This window comes from Alistipes indistinctus YIT 12060 (assembly GCF_025144995.1).
In the GTDB taxonomy this organism is placed as follows: Bacteria; Bacteroidota; Bacteroidia; order Bacteroidales; family Rikenellaceae; genus Alistipes_A; species Alistipes_A indistinctus.
Genome location: NZ_CP102250.1, coordinates 1,953,844 through 1,978,837 on the forward strand (window position 1 = coordinate 1,953,844; position 24,994 = coordinate 1,978,837).

General features: G+C 57.4%; 21 protein-coding genes. 13 read left to right on the top strand and 8 right to left on the bottom strand.

Annotation, left to right across the window (positions count from 1 at the left end; genetic code table 11):
• Positions 1-156 precede the first annotated feature (156 nt).
• Positions 157-2,202 (bottom strand): dipeptidyl-peptidase 3 family protein, encoded by a 2,046-nt coding sequence (locus NQ495_RS08130; RefSeq protein WP_009133440.1) that lies wholly within the window; start codon positions 2,200-2,202, stop codon positions 157-159.
• 128 nt (positions 2,203-2,330) lie between these two features.
• Here NQ495_RS08130 and panC point away from each other — a divergent pair, with 128 nt between their 5' ends.
• The 4 genes from panC to NQ495_RS08150 all read left to right on the top strand — a co-directional run bounded on the left by panC (position 2,331) and on the right by NQ495_RS08150 (position 7,284).
• Complete coding sequence (panC, locus tag NQ495_RS08135; protein ID WP_009133439.1) at positions 2,331-3,179, top strand: pantoate--beta-alanine ligase; 849 nt, start codon at positions 2,331-2,333, stop codon at positions 3,177-3,179.
• 16 nt (positions 3,180-3,195) lie between these two features.
• Positions 3,196-3,549 (top strand): aspartate 1-decarboxylase, encoded by a 354-nt coding sequence (gene panD, locus NQ495_RS08140; RefSeq protein WP_009133438.1) that lies wholly within the window; start codon positions 3,196-3,198, stop codon positions 3,547-3,549.
• 271 nt (positions 3,550-3,820) lie between these two features.
• A complete protein-coding gene (locus NQ495_RS08145) occupies positions 3,821-6,310 on the top strand; it encodes a cation:proton antiporter (protein ID WP_009133437.1) in 2,490 nt (829 codons plus the stop codon).
• A gap of 26 nt (positions 6,311-6,336) precedes the next feature.
• Positions 6,337-7,284, top strand: a complete 948-nt coding sequence (locus NQ495_RS08150) for a DUF5106 domain-containing protein (RefSeq protein WP_009133436.1) — start codon at positions 6,337-6,339, stop codon at positions 7,282-7,284.
• Between the two features lie 81 nt (positions 7,285-7,365).
• On the opposite strand, the gene NQ495_RS08155 is transcribed toward NQ495_RS08150, so the two are convergent.
• Together NQ495_RS08155 and NQ495_RS08160 are read right to left on the bottom strand one after the other, a co-directional pair.
• On the bottom strand, positions 7,366-8,022 hold the full coding sequence (locus NQ495_RS08155) for a hypothetical protein (RefSeq protein ID WP_009133435.1): 657 nt from the start codon (positions 8,020-8,022) through the stop codon (positions 7,366-7,368).
• A 446-nt stretch (positions 8,023-8,468) separates the two neighbouring features.
• Positions 8,469-9,665, bottom strand: coding sequence for an MFS transporter (locus tag NQ495_RS08160; RefSeq protein ID WP_009133434.1), 1,197 nt, complete (start codon positions 9,663-9,665; stop codon positions 8,469-8,471).
• A gap of 287 nt (positions 9,666-9,952) precedes the next feature.
• Here NQ495_RS08160 and NQ495_RS08165 point away from each other — a divergent pair, with 287 nt between their 5' ends.
• The 8 genes from NQ495_RS08165 to NQ495_RS08200 all read left to right on the top strand — a co-directional run bounded on the left by NQ495_RS08165 (position 9,953) and on the right by NQ495_RS08200 (position 18,133).
• Entirely contained in the window at positions 9,953-10,321 is a 369-nt protein-coding gene (locus NQ495_RS08165) for a helix-turn-helix domain-containing protein (protein ID WP_009133433.1), read from the top strand.
• A 191-nt stretch (positions 10,322-10,512) separates the two neighbouring features.
• Complete coding sequence (locus tag NQ495_RS08170; protein ID WP_009133432.1) at positions 10,513-10,794, top strand: DUF6132 family protein; 282 nt, start codon at positions 10,513-10,515, stop codon at positions 10,792-10,794.
• On the top strand, positions 10,778-11,008 hold the full coding sequence (locus NQ495_RS08175; protein ID WP_147337815.1) for a heavy-metal-associated domain-containing protein: 231 nt from the start codon (positions 10,778-10,780) through the stop codon (positions 11,006-11,008). The genes NQ495_RS08170 and NQ495_RS08175 overlap by 17 nt, the downstream gene beginning before the upstream one ends.
• On the top strand, positions 11,005-11,472 hold the full coding sequence (gene trxA, locus NQ495_RS08180; RefSeq protein ID WP_040294158.1) for a thioredoxin: 468 nt from the start codon (positions 11,005-11,007) through the stop codon (positions 11,470-11,472). Before NQ495_RS08175 ends, trxA begins: the two co-directional genes overlap by 4 nt.
• 410 nt (positions 11,473-11,882) lie before the next feature.
• Positions 11,883-12,230 (top strand): hypothetical protein, encoded by a 348-nt coding sequence (locus NQ495_RS08185; RefSeq protein WP_009133429.1) that lies wholly within the window; start codon positions 11,883-11,885, stop codon positions 12,228-12,230.
• 178 nt (positions 12,231-12,408) lie between these two features.
• Complete coding sequence (locus NQ495_RS08190; protein WP_009133428.1) at positions 12,409-13,518, top strand: efflux RND transporter periplasmic adaptor subunit; 1,110 nt, start codon at positions 12,409-12,411, stop codon at positions 13,516-13,518.
• A 2-nt stretch (positions 13,519-13,520) separates the two neighbouring features.
• A complete protein-coding gene (locus NQ495_RS08195; RefSeq protein WP_009133427.1) occupies positions 13,521-16,622 on the top strand; it encodes an efflux RND transporter permease subunit in 3,102 nt (1,033 codons plus the stop codon).
• Complete coding sequence (locus tag NQ495_RS08200; RefSeq protein WP_009133426.1) at positions 16,619-18,133, top strand: TolC family protein; 1,515 nt, start codon at positions 16,619-16,621, stop codon at positions 18,131-18,133. The genes NQ495_RS08195 and NQ495_RS08200 overlap by 4 nt, the downstream gene beginning before the upstream one ends.
• 276 nt (positions 18,134-18,409) lie before the next feature.
• Here NQ495_RS08200 and NQ495_RS08205 read toward each other — a convergent pair whose 3' ends face one another.
• Entirely contained in the window at positions 18,410-19,480 is a 1,071-nt protein-coding gene (locus NQ495_RS08205; RefSeq protein ID WP_009133425.1) for a uroporphyrinogen decarboxylase family protein, read from the bottom strand.
• Positions 19,481-19,705: 225 nt separating this feature from the next.
• On the opposite strand from NQ495_RS08205, the gene NQ495_RS08210 reads away from it, so the two are divergent.
• Positions 19,706-20,140, top strand: coding sequence for a PepSY-like domain-containing protein (locus NQ495_RS08210; protein ID WP_009133424.1), 435 nt, complete (start codon positions 19,706-19,708; stop codon positions 20,138-20,140).
• Between the two features lie 281 nt (positions 20,141-20,421).
• On the opposite strand, the gene NQ495_RS08215 is transcribed toward NQ495_RS08210, so the two are convergent.
• From NQ495_RS08215 to NQ495_RS08230, 4 genes are all read right to left on the bottom strand, one after another.
• Positions 20,422-22,086: an ATP-binding protein gene (locus NQ495_RS08215; protein ID WP_009133423.1), complete on the bottom strand. Its 1,665-nt coding sequence runs from the start codon at positions 22,084-22,086 to the stop codon at positions 20,422-20,424.
• Positions 22,087-22,137: 51 nt separating this feature from the next.
• Positions 22,138-23,259, bottom strand: coding sequence for a sensor protein KdpD (locus NQ495_RS08220; protein ID WP_009133422.1), 1,122 nt, complete (start codon positions 23,257-23,259; stop codon positions 22,138-22,140).
• Positions 23,260-23,379: 120 nt separating this feature from the next.
• Positions 23,380-24,234 (bottom strand): hypothetical protein, encoded by an 855-nt coding sequence (locus NQ495_RS08225; RefSeq protein WP_009133421.1) that lies wholly within the window; start codon positions 24,232-24,234, stop codon positions 23,380-23,382.
• Between the two features lie 123 nt (positions 24,235-24,357).
• Complete coding sequence (locus NQ495_RS08230) at positions 24,358-24,927, bottom strand: K(+)-transporting ATPase subunit C (RefSeq protein ID WP_009133420.1); 570 nt, start codon at positions 24,925-24,927, stop codon at positions 24,358-24,360.
• Positions 24,928-24,994 lie beyond the last annotated feature (67 nt).

Genomic DNA, 24,994 nt, shown 5'->3' on the forward strand with positions numbered 1-24,994 from the left:
GCGACCCGCAGGCCGCCGCGTTTATCAGAAATGGTAATCTGCGATAAAGCGCGGTTATACCCTTGTGCTTTCCCGCCTCCGGGAGGCCCGGGCGAAACCACTGTCCCGGACATTTTCCGTTTACGCCGGGTGCCGCTGCCGGTACGATGCGAACCGTTAATTCACCGACGGCAGGAACGAATAGTTTTTCGAATAGCGCATCATCTGGTCCGGATAGTCTTCGGTGTATTCGACCGTGACGTCGACGATCTCGCCGTTCTCCATAACCGGTTTGTAGACCGGATTGACGAATCCGCTGAACGGTTCGATATGCAGTTTTCCGTAGCGTGCGAGTACTTCGTCGTGCAGTTTTTGATCCACTTTCACGCCGTAATTCTCGACGAGCGCCTTGCCGGCGGCATAGTCGCCTTCGCTCTTGATGCGCTGGATTTCATGCAACATATCGCCGAACAGGCCGCGCAACTTTTCGTAGTCGGTAATCTCGATGTAGGTCTTGCCGTCGCGCTCCACCTTTTTGATGACGGCTTCGCCGCCGCCCTGCTGCCCTTTTTCATAGCACCACATCGCGATCAGCATCCGGTTGCGCATATGCGCCTCTTCGACGTCCTTGCCCGGTTGGATGCGGGCCAGTTGCGTCATCATACCGTTGAGGATATAACGCAAATACTGTGCCTTGGCTACGTCGAACGACGGGACGAGTCCGAGCTCGGCCAGCTTCGGGTCGCCGAGGTAGTAGAGGGCGAAAAGGTCTGCGCGGGCCTCTTCGAGCGTCGAGCCGTAATTTTTCAGTGCATCGGTCTTCACGCCCGGAGCCAGCTGGCCCGAACCGTGGCCGAGGCATTCGTGCAGGTCGGTATGCAGATCGTCGCCCAGCGAACCGTATTTTTTCTGGAGCTCGATGTCGGCCGGGTCGGGGATGAACTCTTCGAGGAAGCCGTTGCCTTTGGCCGCCTCGGTGTAAGCGTGCGTAATGTTCTGGATCGTCACCGATTTGGAACCGTAGTCTTTGCGGATCCAGTCGGCATTGGGCAGGTTGATGCCGATCGGGGTAGCCGGGAAGCAATCGCCGCCGAGCATCGTGGCGGTGATGACCTTCGCGGATACGCCCTTCACCTTCTCTTTGCGGTATTTCGGGTCGATCGGCGAGTGGTCCTCGAACCATTGCGCCTCGGCGCTGATCGTTTCGGTGCGTCGCGTCGCCTCCTCGTCGCGGAAGTTCACGAGGCTTTCCCACGAGGCGCGGTAGCCCAGCGGGTCTCCGTACGTTTCGATGAAGCCGTTGACGAAATCGACTTTCGAGAGGGTGTCCTGCACCCAGGAGATACTATAGGTGTCGAATTGCGAAAGGTCGCCCGAACGGTAATAGCCGATCAGCTCGTCGATCGTCCGTTTCTGTGCTCCTTTAGCCACTCCGGAGGCCTGCTCGAGCCAGTAAACGATCTTCTCGATCGCGGACGAGTACATGCCGTCCACTTTCCACACTTTTTCCACCAGCTTGCCGTCCTCTTTGACCAGCTTGCTGTTCAGGCCGTATGAAATGGGGGTGCTGTCGCGGTGGTCGATCAGTTTGCCATAATAGGCTTCCACCTCTTTTTGCGTCACGCCTTCGTAATAGTTGTTGGCCGAGGTGGCGATCATATCCTCTCCGGCAGCCTGGTTCGTCCGTTTGGGGAAGAGCTCCGGGTCGAACATCACCGGCTTGATCTCGGTCACGACGGCCGCAACGGACGGTGTGAAGTCCTGCGGAAAATATTCGGCGGGTGTGCCGGCGACCAGTTCGTCGAAGTAGCTTTCGGAAAATTCGGGCAGGAACTTGTCGAGCGAATAGTGGTGGTGTATGCCGTTGGCGAACCACACTTTCTTCAGGTATTTTTCGAATTTCCCGAAATCCTCGCTCGTGCGGTCGCCCGTGTAGCCCTGCTCGATCGCTTCGAGCGTGCGGCGGATGCGCAGGTTGTAGCGGCCGTTTTGGTCGAAAAAGATATCGCGTCCGCAGAGTGCGGCTTGGTTCAGGTAATAGATCAGCTTTTTCTCCTCCAACGAGAGGGTGTCGAAGCCCGGTACCTGGTAGCGCAGCACTTTGATGTCGTCGAAACGGTCCACTACCCAGTTGAACTTCTCTTCGGCCCGGGGCTTGGTTTTGCAGGCGTTCATGCCTGCCGCGAGGGTTATCATCATGGTCAGAATAACGGTATTTTTCATCGGATTCACAGGTTCGGTTGTTCACAAAGGTATTATTTTTGGGCGAAAAATGTTGGATAAATCTAAATCTAATTTCTACCTTTGCGGAACCCTTTCGGGGGCTATTAAAAACTAAAGCGATCGATCCGATGCAGGTTTTCAACAGGGGTGCCGAACTCTCCGCCGCCTTGGGTAATGAAAAGGTACTCACCGGCTTCGTTCCTACGATGGGCGCGCTGCACGAGGGGCACGTTTCGTTGGTCGAACGCTGCCGCCGCGAGTGCCGTCGGGTGGTGGTGAGCGTCTTCGTCAATCCCACGCAATTTAATGATCCGGCCGATTTGCGCAGTTATCCGCGCAATCTGGAAGCCGACCTGAAGCTGCTCGAGGCAGCCGGCGCCGACTTCGTTTATGCCCCTTCGGTCGAGGATGTCTATCCCGAGCCCGATACGCGGCAGTTCGATTTCGGACAGACCGACAAGGTGATGGAGGGCGCGCACCGTCCGGGCCATTTCAACGGTGTGGCGCAGGTGGTGAGCCGCCTGTTCGCGATCGTGCAGCCCGATAAGGCTTATTTCGGCGAGAAGGATTTTCAGCAGATCGCGGTGATCCGGGCCATGGTACGCCAGTTGCAGATTCCGGTTCAGATCGTGCCGTGCCCGATCGTACGGGGGGCGGACGGTCTGGCGCTCAGTTCGCGCAATGCGCTGTTGACGGCGGAACACCGTGCTGCGGCACCGCAGATTTATGCGGCCCTGAAAGCGGGTGTCGAATTTTCGCGTACGGCGACGGTGGCCCAGACCGAGAGGTTCGTTACCGAGCGGATCGACAGCGATCCGCTGCTGAAAGTGGAATATTTCCAGATCGTCGATGCCGATACATTGCTGCCGCTGGACCAGTGGCGGGAGGGTGTCGCGACGCGGGGCTGTGCGGCCGTGCAGGCCGGTGCCGTGAGGCTGATCGATAATGTGGGCGGTTACGGCCCCTACGATAAATAATCGAAATTTTGCAGACATGCAGATAGAGGTATTGAAATCGAAAATTCATCGGGTGACCATCACGCAGGCCAACTTGGACTATGTGGGGAGCATCACGATCGATGAAGACCTGCTCGACGCGGCGAATATGATCGCGGGCGAAAAGGTGCAGATCGTCAACGTCAACAACGGCGAACGTCTCGAGACTTATATCATTAAGGGGGAGCGCGGCAGCGGCGCGGTTTGCCTGAACGGTCCCGCCGCGCGCAGGTGCGTGGTGGGTGACGTGGTGATTATCATTTCGTACGCGCTGCTCGGCTTCGAGGAGGCCAAGGGCTTCAAACCCTGGGTGGTCTTTCCCGATACGGCGACCAACAAACTGGTGCGGTAATTCGTTCCGGTGTGGTCCGCAGGGTTTTCTTGCCAGAGGACGGACAGCAACGGGCGAAACGAGGTCCGGACGGCCCGGAAACGGCAACCGTCGAAATACGAAACAGGAGCGCTCCCGGGAGGGAGCGCTTTTTTGTTTGATATTCCTGCGGCAGCCGTTCGTCCCGGCGATGGTCGTGGTTTTCCGGAGTAAAGGGGATGATTCTGCCGGGAAAGTGATGTCCATTCGGAAATAAATCTTATTTTTGTTCAACACCTCCCTTCGATAGCTTATGAAAACTGGCGCCAAGCGCAACTACACCTTTTATGTTCTGATGCTCCTGATCTTCGGGGGACTCTTCTGGATGGTGATCCGGGAAGGTAAGTTATGGGATCGGGCTTTTGATAAAACGCACCGGGAAGCCGTGGAGATGGTTTCGGGCCATGTTGCGGTGCACCAGGCACCCGCCTCCTGTCCCGCGCCGCTCGAACTCTTCACGCAGTCGCTGCACGAAGGGGTGCACCATCCGGTAGCCATGCTGCTGTTGCAGATCATTTCGATCCTGGTCGCCGTGCGGATTTTTTCGTGGCTGTTCAAGTACCTTGGCCAACCGGGCGTGATCGGCGAGATCGTCGCGGGCATCGTGCTCGGCCCGTCGCTGCTGGGCCACTTTTTCCCTGAAACGTTCGGATTCCTCTTTGCGCCCGATTCGCTCGAATCGCTCAACATTTTGAGCCAGATCGGCCTGATCCTTTTTATGTTTATCATCGGTATGGAGCTCGACCTGGGTATCCTGCGCAAAAAAGGGAGTCAGACGCTCGTCATCAGCCATGCGAGCATCATCGTGCCGTTTTTCCTCGGGACGGTATTGGCCTGGCAGGTCTATCCCGAATTCGGGTTCGGGCATACTACCTTCGTACCGTTCGCGCTTTTTATCGGCATCTCGGTCAGCATTACGGCCTTTCCGGTGCTCGCGCGCATCATTCAGGAGCGCAACCTGGGCAAAACGCCGATGGGCATGCTGGCGATCGCCAGCGCGGCGAACAACGATATTACCGCATGGTGCCTGCTGGCCGCGATCATTGCGATCGCAAAGGCGGGCAGCGTTGCCAGCGCAGGCTATACGTTGCTGTGCGTGATCCTGTATGTGCTGTTCATGTTCGGGCTCGTGAGGCCCTTCATGCGCAAGCTCGGTAATATTTACAACAGTCAGGAGATCATCAGTAAACCGCTGGTGGCGTTCATTTTCCTGGTGCTGATCCTTTCGTCCTACATTACCGAAGTGCTGGGCGTGCATGCGCTTTTCGGCGCGTTCGTGGCGGGAGTGATCATGCCTGCGAACCTCAGTTTCCGGCGCATCATGACCGAAAAGGTGGAAGACGTCGCGCTGGTGCTGTTCCTGCCGCTGTTTTTCGTTTTTACCGGCCTGCGGACCGAGATCGGCGCACTCAATACCGCCCACTTGTGGGTCGTCTGCGCTCTTTTTGTCGCCGTATCGATCGTCGGCAAACTGGCGGGTGCCGCGCTTTCGGCCCGCTTTGTCGGGGAGTCGTGGAAGGACAGCCTCTCGATCGGCGTGTTGATGAACACGCGCGGACTGATGGAGCTGATCGTGCTGAACATCGGCTACGAGATGGGCGTGCTGCCCTCGTCGATCTACGTGATCTTCGTAATTATGGCCCTGTTCACCACTTTCATGGCCACCCCGTCGCTCGTGCTGATCGACAAACTTTTCGCTCGCCGCAGGCCCGAACGGCGGCACTCGGCGAAAGCCCGTATCTTGATTTCGTTCGCGCGTCCTTCCAGTGCGCCGGTTTTCCTGAAACTCGTAAAAGTGTTGTGCGGCCGGTTGATCGACAAACTGCACATTACGGCTGTGCACTATACGATCGGTACCGAGACCAGTCCGATGAACGCCTACGGCTATTCGTCCGAGAGTTTTGTGCCGCTGCGTGACGAGGCGCGGGAGCTGGGGATGCAGATCGAAACGCGCTACCGCGTGACCGACCACTACCTGAAAGACCTGATCGAACTGATCCGCCGCGAGTCGTACGATTTCGTGCTGTTGGGCGGAGGGCCGGAGTTCATTAACGATTATGTCGCGCCCCGGCGCAGCAGCCTGTTGCTGGCCGACGAACTGAACCGCATCCGCCGGCAGATTCGCAAAAAGATGTATTTCCCGGGGGAATCGACCCGCGATAAGGCCCGGCGGTTGTTTGCCAATGTCTCTTGTTCGGTGGGCGTATTCGTGAACCGTAATTTCCGCGGTGCGGACCGTATCGGAGTGCTGATGCTCGATGAACGCGACCGTGCGATGCTGGATGAGATCGACGCCATTCTCGGGGGGGTGAAGGTGACGCTTCGTGTGGCCGATGCGGGTTTTGCCGCGCAATTGCAACGAGAGGTGCGGCACCTGGACGGCGGCCCGGCCCTGGCGGTCAGTCCGCCTTCGGTTCCGTTCAGCGAGTTTATAGCCGGGCAGCAGATGCTGATCGTCAGCTACAACAGCTGGCTGCACATTACCCGCAGCCGTTCCGCGCTGATTCCGTCGTTCCCGTCGTTTATGGTGGTCAAGCCTGCGCGGGCACAAGTGCCCGGACAAAAGCCGGACGATTATCCGGACCGTGCGGCCGGCCAGGCGGATGCGGTCACGTTCGACGGTTCCGTCCAGTCCGTATCGGCTGACCCGGGTATCCGTGCGGCAGCGGACGTGACGGCAACCGGTTCCGCCGTGGGAGTATCCCGTCCCCAGGGCTCTTCGGGCGGTACTGGGAAACAGTAGATTTTGAACCGTTTATTATCGGAATAATGAGACAGACTTATCGCATTTTTTGCCTGTTGGCCTGTGTGCCTATCGTGCTGGCCTCCTGCCGCGGCAGTAACCGGAACGGAACTGCCGCTTCGGACCAACATATTCCGGACCGTTTCCCGATGATCGAAGTGCCCGCGATGCTCTCCACGCCCGAAGAAAGGGCGCAATATGTGGCGGCGCATTATTGGGATAAGTTCGATTTTACGGACACGGCGGCCTATCTCGATAAGCCGGCTGTGACCGAACAGGGTATGGCCGATTTCCTGAATATCCTGCGCCAGTATGTTGCACCGTCCGATGCGGCCGCCTCGCTGGACAGACTCCTCGCGGGAGCTTCGGCCGATACGGCGATGTTTCGTTACCTGACGGGTTTGCTGGAGAAGTACCTGTACGATCCCAATTCACCGATGCGCAGCGAGGAGCTCTACATTCCGGTTCTGCGTTACCTGGTGGCGTCTCCGCAGCTCGATTCGCTTGCGAAGCTGCGTCCGCGGGCCCGGTTGGAGATGGCGTTGAAGAACCGCCCCGGCGACACGGCGGCCGATTTTGCCTACGTCGACCTGAAAGGATGCAGCGGTCGGATGCACGGTCTGCGCTCGGAGTATACGGTTCTCTTCTTCAACAATCCGGGTTGTCCCGCCTGCCGGGATATCGCCGGGCAGATGGTCGCCTCACCGGAGATAACGCAGCGGGTTCGCGACGGACGGCTCACGGTATTGGCCGTGTATCCGGACGAGGACTTGAAGGCGTGGCAGGAACACGGCGCGGACTTCCCGGAGAGCTGGGGCTATGTGCGCGGCAGGGACGGGGCGCTGTCGGAGGCGAACTTGTACGACCTGAAGGCTATCCCGACGCTTTACCTGCTGGACCGTAACAAAAAAGTGCTGCTCAAGGATGCGACTTTCGAGCAGTTGAATGGTTATCTCTCCGCGCAACAGCCGTGAATGTGAATATCCCCTGCGTATCCGGGGAAAACCTTGTGCGGAGCGGGGGATATTTATAGTGCGTTGATAGAGTCGAAGTTTCTAAGGGCGTTGCTGTCCCGACCTGAAATCCGGCCGGAACCGTTCGTGGAACGCTTTGCCTGCGCGCTCCGATTCCATCTTGAGCCATTCGGCGTACTGACGGCCGGATAGGATTTTCCTGAACTGTTTTTCCCGTTTTGCTTGGTCTTGCTCGGAAAGTCCTGCGAATGAAATTCCGTGCGGCCGTTTCTCCTTCATCTGCGATTTGTCGCCCATCGGAGGCCGTCCTGCTCCGGGACCGCCGGGTCTGTCCTTCCCGCCGGGACGGGGCATGCCGTCCCGATGTCCCATTCCACCCGGACCACCGGAGCCGTGCGGCCCGCCCATCCTGCCGCCGAAACCCTCCGGCCTGTCCGGAGAGGTTTTCCATCCGGTTGCGGAGTCTTCGAGTTTTTTCAGGTATTTCAGGTTCAGTTTATAAACCTTTGCATACTGCTTGTTGTCGAGTACCAAACGACGTTGCATCTGCCGGCTGATCCTTTCGGCTTGTTGTTCTACTGTAGGAGGTTGTCGCCGGATTGCCCGGGCGGAATCTTCCGGCAGGATTGCCGGATGGACGGCTCCGGCTGTTTCACCGGTGGATTGGGTATACCCCGGCATGTAGCCCCCGGCCAGTGCGGCGGCCATCAGGAAGGGGAAAAGAGATTTACGAGCCATAGTTATATTGTTTTAAGGGTGAATTCGATGGACGAAAATGATTCGTTCCGAAAAGGAAACGCCCTTGTTTTGCAGTATATTATGTTGATTGTCAGGTTTTCGAATCAACGCTGGACGCAATGCTGGATTTTATCGTCCGGCTGGCGGTTTTTGCCGATGAACAGAAAAGTACATCGGCCGGATGTTCCGGGCGGTGCGGGGAAGCATATCACAGGGCCGGAAAGCGCCTGTACTTTTTTCGGTGCCGGTTCCAACATATCGATACCCGGTTTCGGAACAGTGCCGTTGTGGGAAGGCCGTCGTGCAACGAGGGGTTGTCCGAGAAGGAATTGTCCGGAAGGGATCGGTTGAAATCAGTTCCGTGGGATCGGGAAGGTGGGTTTTGGCGGTCGTGTTTTGCAGATGGCTCTTTTCACGCATCTTGCGGGAGCCGTCTTCAAAGGGATTTACCTCAGTTTGTTCTTTTCGAAATGCGGTCCCACTTTGATCCGGAAATAGATTGCCGAAACGACTGTCAGGCAGGCTCCGAAAAGGTAGGCCCGGTCCAGTGTGGTGATTTCGCCGAGGTAACCGCCCAGCAGCAGCCCTGCCCCGATGCCGACGTCCCACGAAGTGAGGTAGGTCGAGGTGGCCGTACCCCGTTGGTTGTGCGGTGCCAGGTTGACGAAGAGCGTGTTGAAGGCCGGGAACATCGTCCCGAAACCGATCCCCAGGAAGAGGGCGATCCCGAAAAAGATATAAGGGGTCAATACCGGATTCCAACTCATCAGTGTTTCGCAGGCCGAGAGCACGAAAAAGCAGCCGCAGGCGAGGTACATGCCCAGTGCGATTACCTGGGTGATGCGTCCTTTGTCCACCTGTCTTCCGGAAAAGATGCGCGAAATGGCCATGCCGGCGGCCATCAGCGTAAAAAAGATGCCCGTGCCTTTCTGGATACCCATTTCTTTCGCGTACATCGCCACGTAAGTCGTGGTCATGCCGTAGGGAATAGACAGCAGCAGCAGGTCGATCCCGGCCGGGATGCCTTTGATCAGGATGAAGCGGTCGAGCGAGACAGGTGCCCGCTTGACCGGCTCCTTCGGCGGCGTCCGGACGAGCGAAGCCATGATCCAGCCCAGCGAACATGACGTGAGCGCCGAAAGGAAGATGACCGGGAATGAATAGAAATCGTGCAGGAACAACCCGACCATCGGGCCGATCGCCATCGCCGTGTTGTTCGTCAGGCCGTAGTATCCGATTCCTTCGCCGCGCCGCGATGAGGGCATGATGTCGATTACCACGGTATTGCCCGATACGGTGACCGTACCGAACGCAAAGCCGTGGACGATCCGCAGGATGATGAAAAGCGTCAGCGACCCGGCGAACAGGTAGCCTGCAAAAATCGTCGTAAAAATGAAAAACGAGATCAGGTAGAGCGGCTTGCGCGCGAGCGTGTCGAGCAGATAACCCGAAAAGGGACGGATCGTCAGGGCGGCTACCGTATAGCAGGAGAGCGCGATGCCGACCATCGTGTTGCCCGTGTGGAACACTTCGGTGAGGTAAAACGGCAGTACCGGCATCAGCAGGTAAAAGCCGAAGTAGAGCAGGAAGTTGGCTGCCAGGATACAACAGTAGCTCGGTGTGACGAGGCGGTCCTTGGCCATGGGCGGATCGGAATTGGTCGGTGCAAAGTTAGCGGCTTTTGACGATAATTGTTCCTCCGAAAGAGTTTTTCATTGTCTCGTATGCCGTCTATCCGGTTGTAGCGGAATGGTTGCGCGGATCCGTTGAAGAAACGTACGGTTCGGCCTAAATCTGCTTTCGTCGGCACCCTGTTGAGGATTCCCGGTAAAGGAAACGGATGGTTGAATTTATTTTCCATCGGAAATTTGTTTTATTGGAAAATAAATTACACCTTTGCAACGTTAGTTGAATAAAGAAATAATTTATTATGGAAACTATATGCCTGATGCGCGACATTTACCGGGCGATCCAGACCTTCGAAGCCGACTTCCAGAAAGTGCATCGTGTTTGCATGAATGAGGCGATGCTGCTCTGTTCGCTTTCGGGGGGCAAACGTTCTGCGGCCGAAATTGCGGCAATCAATGCGATGAGCCCGTCGCACACGTCGAAGGTAATCCGTTCGGTCGAGGAGAAGGGGTTCGTCAAGCGCGTACTCGGAGAGCAGGACAAGCGCAAAATGTATTTCGAACTGACGGCGGCCGGAAAGAAATGCCTTGCGGGGATGAAGTGCGGCAGCGTGGCGGTGCCCGAGATCCTGCTACCGGTGTTCCGGGCCCGGTGCGACGACCGGGAATAAGGCGGGTCTGAACCGTATAACATCCGGAATACCCGTCAGCGCGGAAACGGGCCGGATGGCACGAATGCGGGAAACGGATACGGAAAGCGGTGACTGCCGGTCCCGGACAATGCGTAAAGCGTGTAACGGGTAAATGTGGACCAGGGGCCGATGAAATTGACGGAATAAAAGAAACTATAAATAATAGGACTATGGAATGCAATTCATGTAAAATCAAAGGATTCGTGCAGCGGAACTTGCTGACGCTGATCGGCGTAGCGGCGGGTATGGTCGGGGGGTACCTTTACTGGCGGTTCGTAGGCTGCAGCAGCGGAAGCTGTCCGATTACCTCTTCGCCGGTGATTACGGCGCTTTGGGGCGCGGTGTTCGGTGGCTTGCTGCTGAGTATGTTCAAGGTACGGCGGAACGAGTTGCCGGAGTGCAAGGCGGCTCCCGGAGAAAAGACACCTGGAAAAGATGAAAACAACGGTTAAATTACAAAACGTGATGAGCTGCGGTTGCCGCAATTCGATTCACAAAGGTTTGGGTGAACTGAACGGGGTATTCGGCGTACGGGTCGAGCCGCAGTACGACCGGATCGTGATCGACCATACCGACGAGGTGAGCCGTGCGGAGTTGCTTTCCCGACTGGAAAAACTGGGCTATGAGCTCCTCGAAGAAGAAAACTTACAAAATCGAACCAAATGAGAACAATTTTTGCGGGTGTACTGTCGGCCCTTCTTCTGACGGCTTGCGGCGCTTCTGGAGCGAAGAGCGGAGAAAATAACAATCAAAAAATAGAAAAAGCTATGAAAACGATTCATTTGACAAAAGCGGAATTTCTGGACAAAGTGGTCAATTACGAAGCCAATCCGAACGAGTGGAAATACCTCGGGGACAAACCGGCGATCGTCGACTTTTACGCCTCGTGGTGCGGGCCCTGCAAAATGGTGGCTCCGATCCTCGACGAGCTGGCCCAGGAGTATGACGGTAAGATTTATGTCTACAAGATAGATACCGAGAAGGAGCAGGAGCTTGCGGCGGCCTTCGGCATCCGTTCGATTCCCACGCTGCTGTTCGTGCCGATGGACGGCAAGCCGCAGATGGTGCAGGGGGCTATCGGCAAGGACGATTTCGAAAAGGTGATTAACGACGTGCTGCTGAAAAAATAGCGAATCCGGTTTAGGTCCGGCCCTCGCAGCGTGAAACATGCCGTGCGGTCGGATTCCGAGGACACCGGAACGTAAATTTATCGGGGCGGTTTGACAATAGCTGACCGTTTGCCGATCGGATTCAACCGACTTAGGAACATGCCCGGATACTTGTATCCGGGCATGTTTTGTTCCCGGCAGGGTATATTTTAGGTAAAGTTCAGGCCTTTGGGCTGCTTGTATCGTGAAAAAACCTATCTTTGTTCCCTGCAAGACAGGTTACCGGGTTCCGCACCCTTTGTGCCGGTCGTTGATCGTGCTGATTGCCGGTGTGTTTTTGACCGGAGTATATTTCCAGGCTTTCACGTTAGTATTACGGTTTTTGGAGTGTTTCGGCGACTTCCGCCACGACATGCAAACTCCCGCCTCGGATGAAAAAAAAGGTATTGAAAATAGCGAAATTGTTGTTGGTGGTGCTGTTCGTCAGCTACTACTGCGAATCGTCGCTGTTCTACCATACCCACTATTTCTCGTGGGGTGTCGTCACCCACTCGCACCCTTATTTGCCTGCCGGTAGCGGCACCCCGGGCCATAACCATACGCCCGTCCAGTGCGACACGATCGCACAGCTCTCGATGCTGTTGTTCGTTGCAGGCATCTCTTTGGTTTCGTTTTTCGTCCCCGGCGTTGAGGTTAGATTCAGGCCTCCCGTACGGCACGGCCGCGAGTCTTCTTCCGTACCGCTCCCGCAGTTGAGGGCGCCTCCCGCGTTGGTTTGATTTCCGGGCGATCTGTCCCGGTGCCGCCTGTTCCCGTGCAGCGCGGCCTTTCTTATTTATCAAGCCTTACAGCAGTTTTGTGCGATTGATCTGCGAAAGGCCGGAGTCGTTTTAGACGCTGATGATCCGGCCCGATTCCGAGGCTCGTGCGCCTGCTGAAACTTAGCCAAGAAACCTTATGAAACGAATTGTAATCCTCCTGTTGGCGGGTGCGGTGTGCGCATGTGCACGCTCCTCCAAATCGGGAGAGACGACCACACCGCAGGTGCGCGTCGACAACGATATTATCGCCGTGGCGCCCGGCTCCCCCGTTCTGGAGCGCCTCACCACCGGTAAAGTGACTGCCACGCCCTACCGCGCGACGTTCACCACTTCGGGCATGGTGCAGGCGATCCCGGCCCGCTATGCCGAAATCGCGACGCCGTTCGCCGGACGTATCGTCAAGTCTTTCGTTCGCCTCGGACAGAAAGTCGTGCAGGGCAGTCCCATTTTCGAAATCAGCTCGCCGTCGTTCTTCGACACGGGCAAGGCCTATTACCAGGCCAAGCAGGAGATGGAGCTCGCGCTCAAAAGCCTGAACCGTGAAAAAGACCTGCTGAAGAACCACGTCGGCGTGGAGAAGGAGGTCGAGGAGGCCGAGGTCAACTACGAGCTGAAAAAGAAAGATTATGAAAATGCCGTTGCGGCGCTGAAAGTGTACCAGATCGACCCCGGGACGATGGTGCTCGGCCAGCCGTTGGTGGTGCGTTCGCCGATTGCGGGCGAGGTCGTGAAGGACAATATCGTGCTGGGCCAGTATATCAAAGAGGACGCCGGTCCGCTGGCCCTGGTCGCCGACCTGAGCAAGGTGTGGGTCGTCGCGCATGTCAAGGAGAAGGATATCCGGCTGATCCAGCGACTTTCGGAGGTCGAGGTACGCCTGACGGCGATGCCCGACGTTCCGGTCAAAGGAACGGTTTACCACATCAGCGAACTGCTCGATCCCGAGACGCGCTCGGTCGAGGTGCTGATCGAGTGCGACAACCGTGACCATAGGATGAAACCTTATATGTACGGCACGGTGCAGCTGACCGATGCGGCTACCGAAGCGATGTTGGTTCCGACTTCCGCGATTCTGCAACAGGAAGAGAGTTGTTATGTGTTGGTCTGCGAAGGTGCAAACCGTTTCCGCAAGGCCGAAGTGACCACAGCGTCGACCGACGGGGACCGGACGGTCGTGCTTTCGGGCGTTCGTCCCGGCGAAGAGATCGTCACCGGGGGGGCCTTTTACCTGCTTGACGCCCGCTGACCATGAAAAAACTGATTCATGCGGCGATACATCGGCGGGCGCTGATGTTCGTACTGTTCGGCATGCTGGGCGTGCTGGGTTATCTTTCGTGGCGGGGACTGGCCATCGACGCCTATCCCGACATTGCCGACGTGACCGTGCAGGTCGTTACGCAGGTTCCGGGTCTGGCTGCCGAGGAGATCGAGCAGCAGATCAGCATCCCGATCGAACGCGCGATGAACGGCCTGCCGGGATTGAACGTGATGCGGAGCAAGAACACGTTCGGCCTTTCGACGGTCGTGCTGGTGTTTCACGACGGCGTGGACGATTACTGGGCCCGGCAACGGGTGCAGGAGCGCCTTGCCGATGTCGAACTGCCGTACCATGCCGTTCCGGGACTCAATCCGCTCACGTCGCCGACCGGTGAAATTTTCAGGTATGTCCTCGAGAGTAAGACGCACGACCTGCGCGAGCTGACCGACCTGCACAAATGGGTGGTGATCCCGCGCCTGAAACAGGTAACCGGCGTCGCGGACGTGAGCAATTACGGCGGCATCACCACACAATACCAGATCGAAATCGATCCGCGCAAGATGGAGCAATACGGCATCTCGTTGGCGGACATCTCCGAGAAGGTCGAAAAGAACAATATCAACGCCGGCGGCAGTATCGTCTCGCGCGGCGATCTGGGTTACGTGATCCGGGGCATCGGGCTGATCAAGGGGCTCGAGGACCTCGGCAATATCGTCGTAAAGACGGTCGACGGTGTGCCGGTCTACCTCAATGACATCGGTAAGCTCAAATACGGCAATCTGGAGCGCAAAGGCGTGCTCGGATTCACCGACGAGCAGCGCGACTATTCGGACGGTGTCGAGGGCATCGTGCAGATGCTGCGCGGACAGAACCCGTCGGAAGTGCTGAAGGATGTGCACAAGGCGGTCGACGAGCTGAACGGCGACGTGCTGCCCGAAGGTGTCTCGATCCACCCGTTCATGGACCGTACCGATCTGGTAGGCACCACGCTGCACACCGTTTCCCGCACGCTGCTCGAAGGGATGCTGCTCGTGCTGCTGGTGCTGATCCTGTTCCTCGGAAGCTGGCGCGGTGCATTGCTGGTGGCCCTTACGATCCCGCTGTCGCTGCTGGTAGCTTTTATCCTGATGAAGGTGACCGATATTCCGGCCAACCTGCTTTCGTTGGGGGCGATCGATTTCGGTATTTTGGTCGACGGTGCGATCGTGATGATGGAGACGATCCTCAAGAAACGCGAAAGCCGTCCCGAAGCCGAACTGACCAAAGAGGGGGTAATCCGCCGGGCGACGCAGGTGGCATGGCCGATCTTCTTTTCGACGGTCATTATCATTACCGCTTACCTGCCGCTTTTTGCATTCGAGCACATCGAGAAGAAGCTCTTCACGCCGCTGGCCTATACGGTCGGTTATGCGTTGCTGGGGGCGCTCGCGGTGGCGTTGCTGCTGATTCCGGGGCTTGCGTTCCTGGCCTACCGCAAACCGCGCAAAACCTACCGGAACCGTTGGCTCGAAAAGCTGACCAATGGATATAACAACCAGATCAAGCGGCTGATGGAACGCCCGAAGGTGATCTTTGCCCCGCTGGCCGCGATTCTCGTGGGCGCGGGCGTGCTGTCGATGACGGTGGGAAAAGATTTCCTGCCGCCGCTCGACGAGGGATCGATTTGGATTCAGGTGCAGTTGCCGCCCGGCATTTCGATCGAACGGTCGAAGGAGATGGGCGCCGAGTTGCGCCGGACGCTGGGGAAGTTCGACGAGGTGTCGTACGTGATGACGCAGGTGGGCCGCGACGACGAGGGGGCCGAGGCTTTCTCGCTCTCGCACGTGGAGGTCGGCGTCGGGCTGAAACCCTACAATACTTGGGAGAGCGGCCGTACGAAGGCCGAGCTGATCGATGCGATGTCGGCCGAGTTGGCGAAGATGCCGGGTTATTCGGTCGGTTTTTCGCAGCCGATCATCGATATGGTGATGGACCAGATCGCCGGGGCGCACAGCGACTTGGCTGTGAAAATTTACGGCGAAGATCTGCGGGAGACGCGCCTTATCGCCGAAAAGGTCGAGCATGTGCTCAAGCGGGTGCCCGGTGCGGTGGACGTGGCGGTCGACCAGGAACCGCCGCTGCCGCAGTTGCAGATCATCGCCGACCGCGACCGCATCGCACAGTACGGACTCAATGTCTCGGACGTGGCCGAACTAATCGAGGTGGCGATCGGGGGTACCTCTATTTCGCAAATCTTTGTCGGTAGCAAGGTTTACGACGTAACCTGCCGTCTGAACGAGGAGTACCGCAATACGCCTGAAAAGATCGGATCGCTGATGCTGACGACCGGCGCGGGGACCAAGATCCCGCTTTCGCAGGTGGCCGAAGTAAAGATGACCACCGGTGCGAGCACGATCACCCGCGAAATGAACCGCCGCCACCTGACCGTACGCGTCAACCTGCGCGGGGTCGACCTGAGTACCTTCCTGCGCAGTGCCGACCGGCTGATCGACAAAGAGGTGAAGTACGACCACGAGGATGTCCACCTGCAGTGGGCCGGACAGTTCGAGAACCAGAACCGCGCTTATGCCCGGCTCGGTTTCGTCGTGCCGCTGGCCCTCTGTATCATGCTGCTGCTGCTGATCGCCGCTATGGGTAAATTCCGGCAGGCCGCCGTGCTGATGTGCGTCGTGCCGCTGGCGCTGTTCGGCGGTATGCTGGCGCTCAACGTGCGCGGCATGACATTGAACGTTTCGTCGGCCGTCGGTTTTATCGCGCTGTTCGGCGTCGCGATCCAGAACGGCGTGATTATGATTTCACACATCAACATGCTGCGCAGGCAGGAGGGCGAAGATCTGAAGCAGGCCGTGATCGACGGCACGCGTCACCGGTTCCGGCCGATCCTGATGACGGCGACGGTGGCGGTGCTCGGACTGCTGCCCGCCTCGCTTTCGGCCGGTATCGGTTCCGACGTGCAGCGCCCGCTGGCGACGGTGATCGTCTATGGGTTGCTGTTCGCTACGGTCATCACATTGTATGCGCTTCCGGTGCTCTACTACCTGGTAGAGCGTCGTCATCTGGCGCGTAAAAAACCTGAACCCGAAGAGGTATGAAAAAGCATTTGGTATTGATTGGTATAGGTGCTGCGGTATCGTTGGCCCTGCACCGGCAGGCCGTCGCAGATGCGGTTACTGCCCCCGCTGCAAGTTTTGTTACGGATGCCGTCCCGGATACCCTCTCAAGGGGTAATGCGGACACTGTCCGGACGGCCTTCCCGGCGGCCACAGCTTCCGTTGCGGCATCCGCTCCGGTTTCCTTCCCTGTTTCTTTTCCCGTTTCAGCCGGAGTTTCCCGGCCGGAAGGTTCTGCTGGCCTCTCCGGGGCAGCCCTGCCGCTGGCGGGAATGATTCCGGCCTATGGGGCGGTCGAGCGTCCGGTCGGATACGCCGGATACATGGAACAGGTGGCCCGGCGAAACCTCTCCTATGCGGCAGAAAAACTCAACATGAACATTGCCGAAGCCGGGGTGCGTGCGGCCAGGCTGTTCAACGATCCGCAGCTTTCGGTCGAATACGGCAACAACCAGGACTGGAACATGCAGATGGGGCAGGGCATTTCGGGCGAACTGAGCAAAACGTTCTCACCGGGTAAGCGCAGCGCCAACATCCATTTGGCCGGCAGCGAAAAAGAGCTGACGCAGGCGCTTCTGGACGACTATTTCCGCAACCTGCGCTGCGAGGCGACCCTGGCTTACCTCGATGCGCTGAAACAAGCCGAACTGTTCCGTGTCAAGCAGAACGCTTACGACAACATGCGGCGGTTGGCCGAGGGAGACAGCGTCAAATTCGCATTGGGCAAGATCACCGAGGTCGATGCGACGCAAAGCCGCGTCGAGGCCGGCGTGATGCGCAACGATTTGCTGCAGGCCGAGGCGGAATTGCACAATGCCTTCCTGTCGCTGGGGATGATGCTCGGTAGCGCGACCGATACGCTTTACCTGCCGCAGGGATCGCTTCGCTTGGCCGAACGCGCTTTCCCTGCCGGTATGCTGGTCGCTTCGGCGCTCGAAAACCGGGCAGACCTGGTCGCTGCGATGCGTAACGTCGATGTCGCACAGCGGGCCGTAACCGTGGCGCGGCGCGAACGTAACATGGATTTCGACCTGGCCCTCGGCGTGAACCACAATGGCACCGTTCGCAACGAAATTGCTCCGGCCCCGCGTTTTACCGGTTTTACGGTCGGTCTTTCGGTACCGCTCAAGTTCTCGAATTTCAACAAGGGAACGGTCGAGGCGGCGCGTTACCGCGAACAACAGGCGCAGACGGCCTATGAGCAGGCACGGTTGCAGGTGCAGACCGAGGTGATGCAGAATTACCGCCGTTACACGTCGCTGATCGGACAGGTGCGCCATTACGACAACGGACTGCTGGAAAATGCCGCATCGGTGGTCAAAGGCAAAATTTACAGTTATGACCGCGGCGAAACCTCGCTGCTGGAAGTGCTCAATGCCCAGCGGACTTACGATGAGGTGCGCACACTCTATATCGAGACGCTGTACAACTATGCCGCGTCGCTGGTCGAACTGGAGACGAGCGCCGGAATCTGGGATATCGCTGTCGAGTAGGAGAGCTGCCTCTTTTCCCGGCGGGGGAATGTCGGTAGGAGACCCTGTCGGGGTGCCGCCGGATGAACTGCCATATGTTTTGGGAAAGGGTTTGGTTTGGATGAAGGGGCGCCGCTGCCAAACAGCGGCGCCCCTTTCGTATCGGTTATACCGGCTCCGTTCTCCGGGCTGTCCTCATCGGCGCTGCGATGCCGGGTGGTCTTTGCCGTCCGATTGACCAGACGGCCTGACCGACGCCGACCGGAGCAAACCGACACAACCCTTTGACGGATTGTCTTATCGCTGTTCTTTGACCGTTTCGATAAACGCTTCGATATTCTCCCACGGGATCGCCGGGTCGAGGATATGTGCCGGCGCCACCAGGAATCCGTTCTCGGGACCGAGGGTCGCGATCGTCTTGCGTGTGGCGGCGCGTACTTCGTCGGGCGTGCCGTGCGGCAGTACCGACTGTACTCCTACGCCGCCCCAGAACGACAGCCGGTCGCCGTAGGTGCGCTTGATCGCCTGTTGGTCGTTGCATTCGGGTTGTACGGGATTCAGCACTTCGACGCCTGCGTCGATCAGTTCGTCGATCATTCCTTCGATCTTCCCGCAGCTGTGCATGAAAATGATGATGTCGGGATTCACCTCTTTGGCCGCTGCGACGATCCGTTTGATCCGGGGCTTGAAGTAGGTATTGTAGAGCTCTTTCGAGAACATGAGTCCCTGCTGGCTTACGATGTCGTCGCCCAGGCGCAGGATATCCACGCCCGCGAGTGCGTATTGCCGCGCCTGCCCCACGCGGATTTGCGCGATCCGCTCGCAGATGGCGTGGGTTAGCTCCTCGTTGAGCATCATGTCCATCAGGAAGGCCTGCATGTCGCGCATCAGCCATGCCGTTTCGAACAGGGTTTGGTACATCTCGCCGCAGACGGCATAGCCGCGCTTGTGGAAAGTTGCGACCTGCGTCCTGACCCCTTCGTAGCGGTAGGGGGCATCGAAATCGGGCCACGGATAGGCGTCGATTTCAGCGACTGTTGTGGCAGTTCCGAGCGGATGGTATTTGAAATCGGGAATTTCGTACAGGGTCGGCACCGATCCGATGCCCCATTCGTCGAACGACGCTTCGGGTTCGACCCCGTCGGGAAAGAAACGCGTAAAATCGGTTTTGAGCCGGGTGGGGCCCGGAAAGACCGAACGCGTGTCGAAATCGAAATACTCTTCGGGCGGCAGCTCCGAGCCGGTCTTTTCGCGGTAGGTTTTCATGAGCAGCGGCGTGAATGCGCCCCAGCTGATTTCAAACGGCGTCCGGTCGGGTGTGCCGTTGCGCTTCAGGGCCGTGAGGACCCTCTCTCTGGGTGAAGTCATGGTGGTCGAAAGGTTCAAAAAATTCAAGTGGTTAACAAATATAGCGATTCGCTGCCGTTCTTCCGGGTCAAAGTGCGCTTTTCTTACGTCAAATTTGTTATATTTGAAACAAAAGTCACCGGGACCAGGGCCGGCCGGGTGAAATTTTCGTTTTTCGGTCGGATTAGGCCCCGATTTTGTGTAACCGGGACAGAGAATAGCATAAATCCTTAAACGAAGAAGAGTATGAAAAAGTTATTTGCTTTGTTTATTGGCCTCGCAGCTTTGCAAACCGTGGCGTGTGCCGACGACAAACCCATCGCACTGAAGGATCTTCCCGCCGCTGCGCAGCAATTCCTCAAACAGTATTTCCCCGATGTCAAGGCGACCTATGCCAAGGTCGATAACGACCTGTGGGGCAAAAATTATGATGTTCTGATGGCCGACGGCAGCAGTGTCGAATTCGACAAGAACGGCAACTGGACCGATGTCAGCTGCAAAGCTTCACAAGTGCCCGCCGCGGTAATTCCGCAGGCGATCCGCAACCACGTTGCTCAGCAACATCCCGATCAGCGGATCGTATCGATCGACCGCGATTCGAAGGATTATGAGGTGAAGCTCAGTAACGGCGTCGAACTGAAATTCGATTTGAAATTCAACCTGATCGGTTTCGACGATTAGGCGGAGTTCCTGCCTGCGGTTTGTGGTTTGCAGCCGTTTGGGCGATTCGCGTCAATTGTGACGAGAGGGCTGTGCGTTTATCGCACAGCCCTCTTGCCTGATTATCTCACGAGTTGTTTTGACAGGCCCGGTTTTCCCCTCGTTACTTTCCTCCTCCCTCCGTGTTCCCGCGTATGGCGCGGCGCAGGAATTTGGCAAGGATAGACCCTTGCTGCGGTACGGCAGGATTTTCATTCTCCAAATTGCCGGACTTTCGACAGCATGTGGCATCGTGCCGCCGGTCAGACCGGCAGCGTGACCGTAAAGCGGCTGCCTTTGCCTACTTCGCTTTCAATGCCGATCGTACCGCCGTGCGCTTCGACGAACTCTTTCGAGATCGCGAGGCCCAGCCCGCTGCCCTGTACCTTCGTGCCGGGCACGCGGAAGTAGCGGTCGAAGATACTCTTGTGGTAGCGCGGGTCGATGCCCCGGCCGAAGTCCTGCACGTAAATGTCCACCGTTTTGTCGTGTTCCGCAGCGCCTACGATGATGCGCGATCCTTCGGGCGAATGGTGGATCGCGTTGCTGAGCAGGTTCGTGATGACCCATGCGATCTTTTCGCTGTCGACGAACAGTTTCGAAATCTTTTCCGGGTACTCCACTTCGACGAAGCAGCCGAAGCGCTCGGCCAGTACGCGCGTCGCACCTACCGCGTATTCGATCAGTTCGATCGGTTTGGTCACTTTCGGCATCAGTTGCAGTTTCCCGGTTTCGAGCTGGGTCATGTTGAGCAGTTCGCCGGTGATTTTCAGCAACCGGTCCGAGCTTTCCCGGATGCTCTGCGAGAGGGCTTTCTGTTCGTCGTTCAGCGCCCCGAGGCGGCTGTCCTCAAGCAGCTGCAGGCTCATCAGGATCGACGATATGGGGGTCTTCATTTCGTGCGAAACGGTCGAGATGAAATTCGTTTTGGCCGAGTCGAGCTCTTTGTACTTGGTGATGTTGTTGAGGATGATTACATTCCCGATGAAGTTCTGCTCTTTCTCTCCGATCGGGCTGATGTAGAGCGGGATATTCTCCATCTGGAAATAACTCTCTTTGTTATCCGCATAAATTTTGAGCGGCTCGTCGTCCTTTTCGGACGAATAGAGACCGCGGATCAGCCTACGCAGCAGGTCGTTGCCGAGGGCCACTTCCGCCGCATTTTTGCCGATCACGTCGATCGGTTTGAGGTTCAGGATCGTAAAAGCCTCGTTGTTCATAAAGAGAATCTTCTTGTCGGGGTCGAGCCCGATGATCGGTTCGTGCAGGCTGTTGACGATCGCTTCGATCCTTTTTTTGTTCGTCATCAGGTCCTCGACCGTGCTGCGCCGGTACTCCGACAGTTTTTCGGCCATCTTGTTGAACGATTCGGCAACGGTTTTGAACTCTTTGTTGTGTTTAAAGTCCAGCCGCTTATCGTAGTTGAAATTCGCGATTTCGAGAATTCCCTCTTTCAGCATTGTAATCGGCTTGACCACGCCGCGCGGGAAGCGTATCAGGAAAACGAATGCGATCAGCACGCAGAGCACCGCGGTGATCGCCAGCCACCACATCGCCTCTTCGGACGCATCGCTCAACAGGCGGCTTTTGGCCTGGATTGCGGCCATGTTCAACTCCATGATGCGGTAGAGGTCGCTGCGGACTAACTGGATCGTGCGAGGTGTGACGGTGTCCTGCAACATCGCGATTCTCTGTTGGAGCGCACCGGTAGCCTGGAATTCGTCGGCTTCGGTGATGTTCTTCTGCTGCAGCGCGAGGGTTTCCAGCAGTGGCAGCATGGCCGCCGAGTCGTATTCGATGCTGTCCAGCGAGGTCATCATGTCGCTTGCGTAGCGCAGCGAATTGTAATTGTCGGCGATGATGTTTACCGATGCCTTCGACAGGTCGCGGATATAACCCACCGACTGGATGCCCAGCAGCAGGATCATTGCGAACAGGACGCCGATGCCCAGTGTGAGTCTTTTTTTGTATCTGCATGGTCAGGAGAGGATAATCAGGTCAATGTTCATGTGCGAAAGTCTGTTGATCAGCCGTTTGAGCGAGAGGGCCGTATAGAGTAACGAAAGTAACGTAAATTTCGGTTTGCAGATGCACACCGTACTGATTTTTTGTTTGACGCAGGTGTCGATGATCGCTTCGATCGGATGGTTCGAATGTATCTGCAGTACTTCGCCGCCGAGTTCCGAGGCGAGCTTGAAGTTGTTGATCAGGTATCGCTGGTTGGCGAGCGGAATCCGGTCCGAGCTCTCGCGGTCGGTCTGCACGTAGAGGACCGCGAAGTGCGCATTGAAACGGGTGGCCAGCCGGGCGGTCTTGCGGATCACGCGGCGCGGGCTTTTTTCGCTGCTGTCGATCACGGCGAGGAATTTTTCGTGGCGCAGGCCGGGGGATTCGGTTACCTCGTTTTCGACCTTTTTCTCGACGCGCAGCGCTACCTCTTTGAGCGCCAATTCGCGCAGTTGCAGGATGTTCTCCTGCCGGAAAAAATTGTCGAGCGCCGTCTGCACTTTTTCGGGTTTGTAAATTTTACCCGCCTTGAGCCGTGTGATGAGCTCCTCGGCCGTCAGGTCGATGTTGACCACCTCGTCCGCCAGCGCCAGCACGTTGTCCGGCACCCGTTCGCGGACTTCGATCCGGGCGATTTCCTGTACCTCTTCGTTGAGGCTTTCGATGTGCTGGATGTTGACGGCGCTGATCACGCTGATTCCCGCATCGAGGATCTGCAGCACGTCCTGCCACCGTTTCCCGTGTTCACTGCCTTCGATGTTGGTGTGCGCCAACTCGTCGACGATCACGATTTCGGGATGGGCGTTGATGATGGCCGCGACGTCCATCTCTTCGAGCTCCTTGCCTTTGTAAAAGAGTTTGCGTCGCGGAATGACGGGCAGTCCTGCTACCAGCGCTTCGGTTTCGGGACGTCCGTGCGTTTCGATGTAGCCGATCTTTACGTCCACGCCCACTTCGAGCAGCTGGTGTGCCTCCTGCAGCATGCGGTAGCTCTTGCCCACACCGGCGATCATGCCGATGTAGATTTTAAACTTTCCCCGGTGCGATCGTTTGATCAGGTCGAGGAAGTGTTGTACGCTCTGTTTCTGGTCCATGTCTTGTGTCCGGTCCGGCGGTGGTTTTCGGCCGGTCTTTTTTCGGGTTTACGGGCTGGTTGGGAACAGGCCAATCCGCCCCGGGAAGGGAGCGGATTGCCGGAAGTGTTGCGGCTCTCCTTAGAGCATGATAGACAGGCCGCCCACGAAGTGCACGTCGTCCATCGCCGGGTTCCAGATCAGCCGGGTGAAAACCGGCAGCTGGAACCGGTCGGAAAAACGGATAGCCTTGGTTGCCGAAAGCGCTACGTTGCAAACGGCGAATTCGTCGGTTCCGTACGTGCCGGAAGTTTCCCACGGCGTGAATCCGACGCAGGCGCCCATATCCACGCTGCCGACGCTGAACGGGTAGGACACCTCGGCGTAGGTCGAGTAACATTGGTCGCCGTTGCTCTTTTTATCGGCGCCGAAGAGCATCGTATACCACGCTATGGTCAGCGGGAAACGCTCTCCGAAACAGTAGGCTGCACCCAATTCGACCCGATGGGGGGTGTCCGAACCGAACCGAAAGTAGTTCCGGCTCGGTACAGGGCTGTCCGGGGTTACGGCCATCGGCGATCCGGTCCAATAGTAATCGGTCAGCGATACGGTCAGGCCGCCTATCGTGTAAGCCGCAGTCAGGTCGGCCTCTTTGTAGCTCGACGAGGCGAAGTCGACCGAACCCCATGCCGTCAGCGCGAAGCCGCCCGCTTTCATGCCCAGCGTCGGCTGGATGCTGGCTCCGGCGTTGTAGAAGCCGCGCCAGATGTAGCTGCTCACCAGGTCGCTGCCGAAAACGATCCGGACGCCGCGGCTTTTTTCTGCCGGTGCGGATGTCGTCGCGGCAGTTGTCGGTGCATCATACCGGTTGTCGATATTTTCAGGAGCCTGCTCGCCCGGTTCCCCGGCGAAAAGTGTATCTGCGATCAGCAGGCAACCCAGCGTACTCAAAAGTACGATAAAATTCTTTTTAATCGAGTTAGTCGTTTTTTTCATGATCGTAAATTTTACAGGGATGTTGCCGCAGCCGTTGTCTCCGTATTTGCGGGATGGGCTGTGTGAGCGGTTGTTCGGGTCGTATCGGTTTCAATCGAAACGGATTTCGGCCCTTTCGTAGGTTTATTTGGATTGCTTCGCGTCAAGCGCAAGGTTCAGTTTCAGAACGTTGACCTTCTGCGTGCCGAACAGGCCGAGCCAGGGTTGCTGCACCTGTTCTTCGACGATCGTCCGGACGGTCTCTTCCGACAGTCCCCTTGCGTCGGCGACCCGTTTCACCTGTACGTAGGCTGCTGCGGGCGAGATGTCGGGGTCGAGTCCGCTGCCGCTGGCTGTGACGATCTCGGAGGGAACGTCCTTGCGGGTGAGATAGGGGTGTGCCGCGAGGAAGGTGTCGATCCGCGCCTCGATTTCAGCCAGGTATTCGGGATTGGTCGTAGCCTTATTGCTGCCGCCAGAGCCGCCGCCGTTGTAATCGACGGCCGACGGACGTCCCCAGAAATATTTGGCCTCAGTGAAGGACTGGCCGACATTGGCGGCTCCGACCGTACGACCTTCGGCCACCACGATGTCGGCTTCGCCCCGGTTCGGACCGGCTGCCTGTGCGAAAATCCACAGGATGAGTATATATCCCATCGACAGCAGGATGCAGAATGCAACGGTGATTTTAAACGATTTCCAAAAGGTTTTCATGGCTTTGTTTTTTATGTGTTCCGCTCGTTTCATGTATTTCGGCGGGCTTGCTCCCACGGGGCGGAAC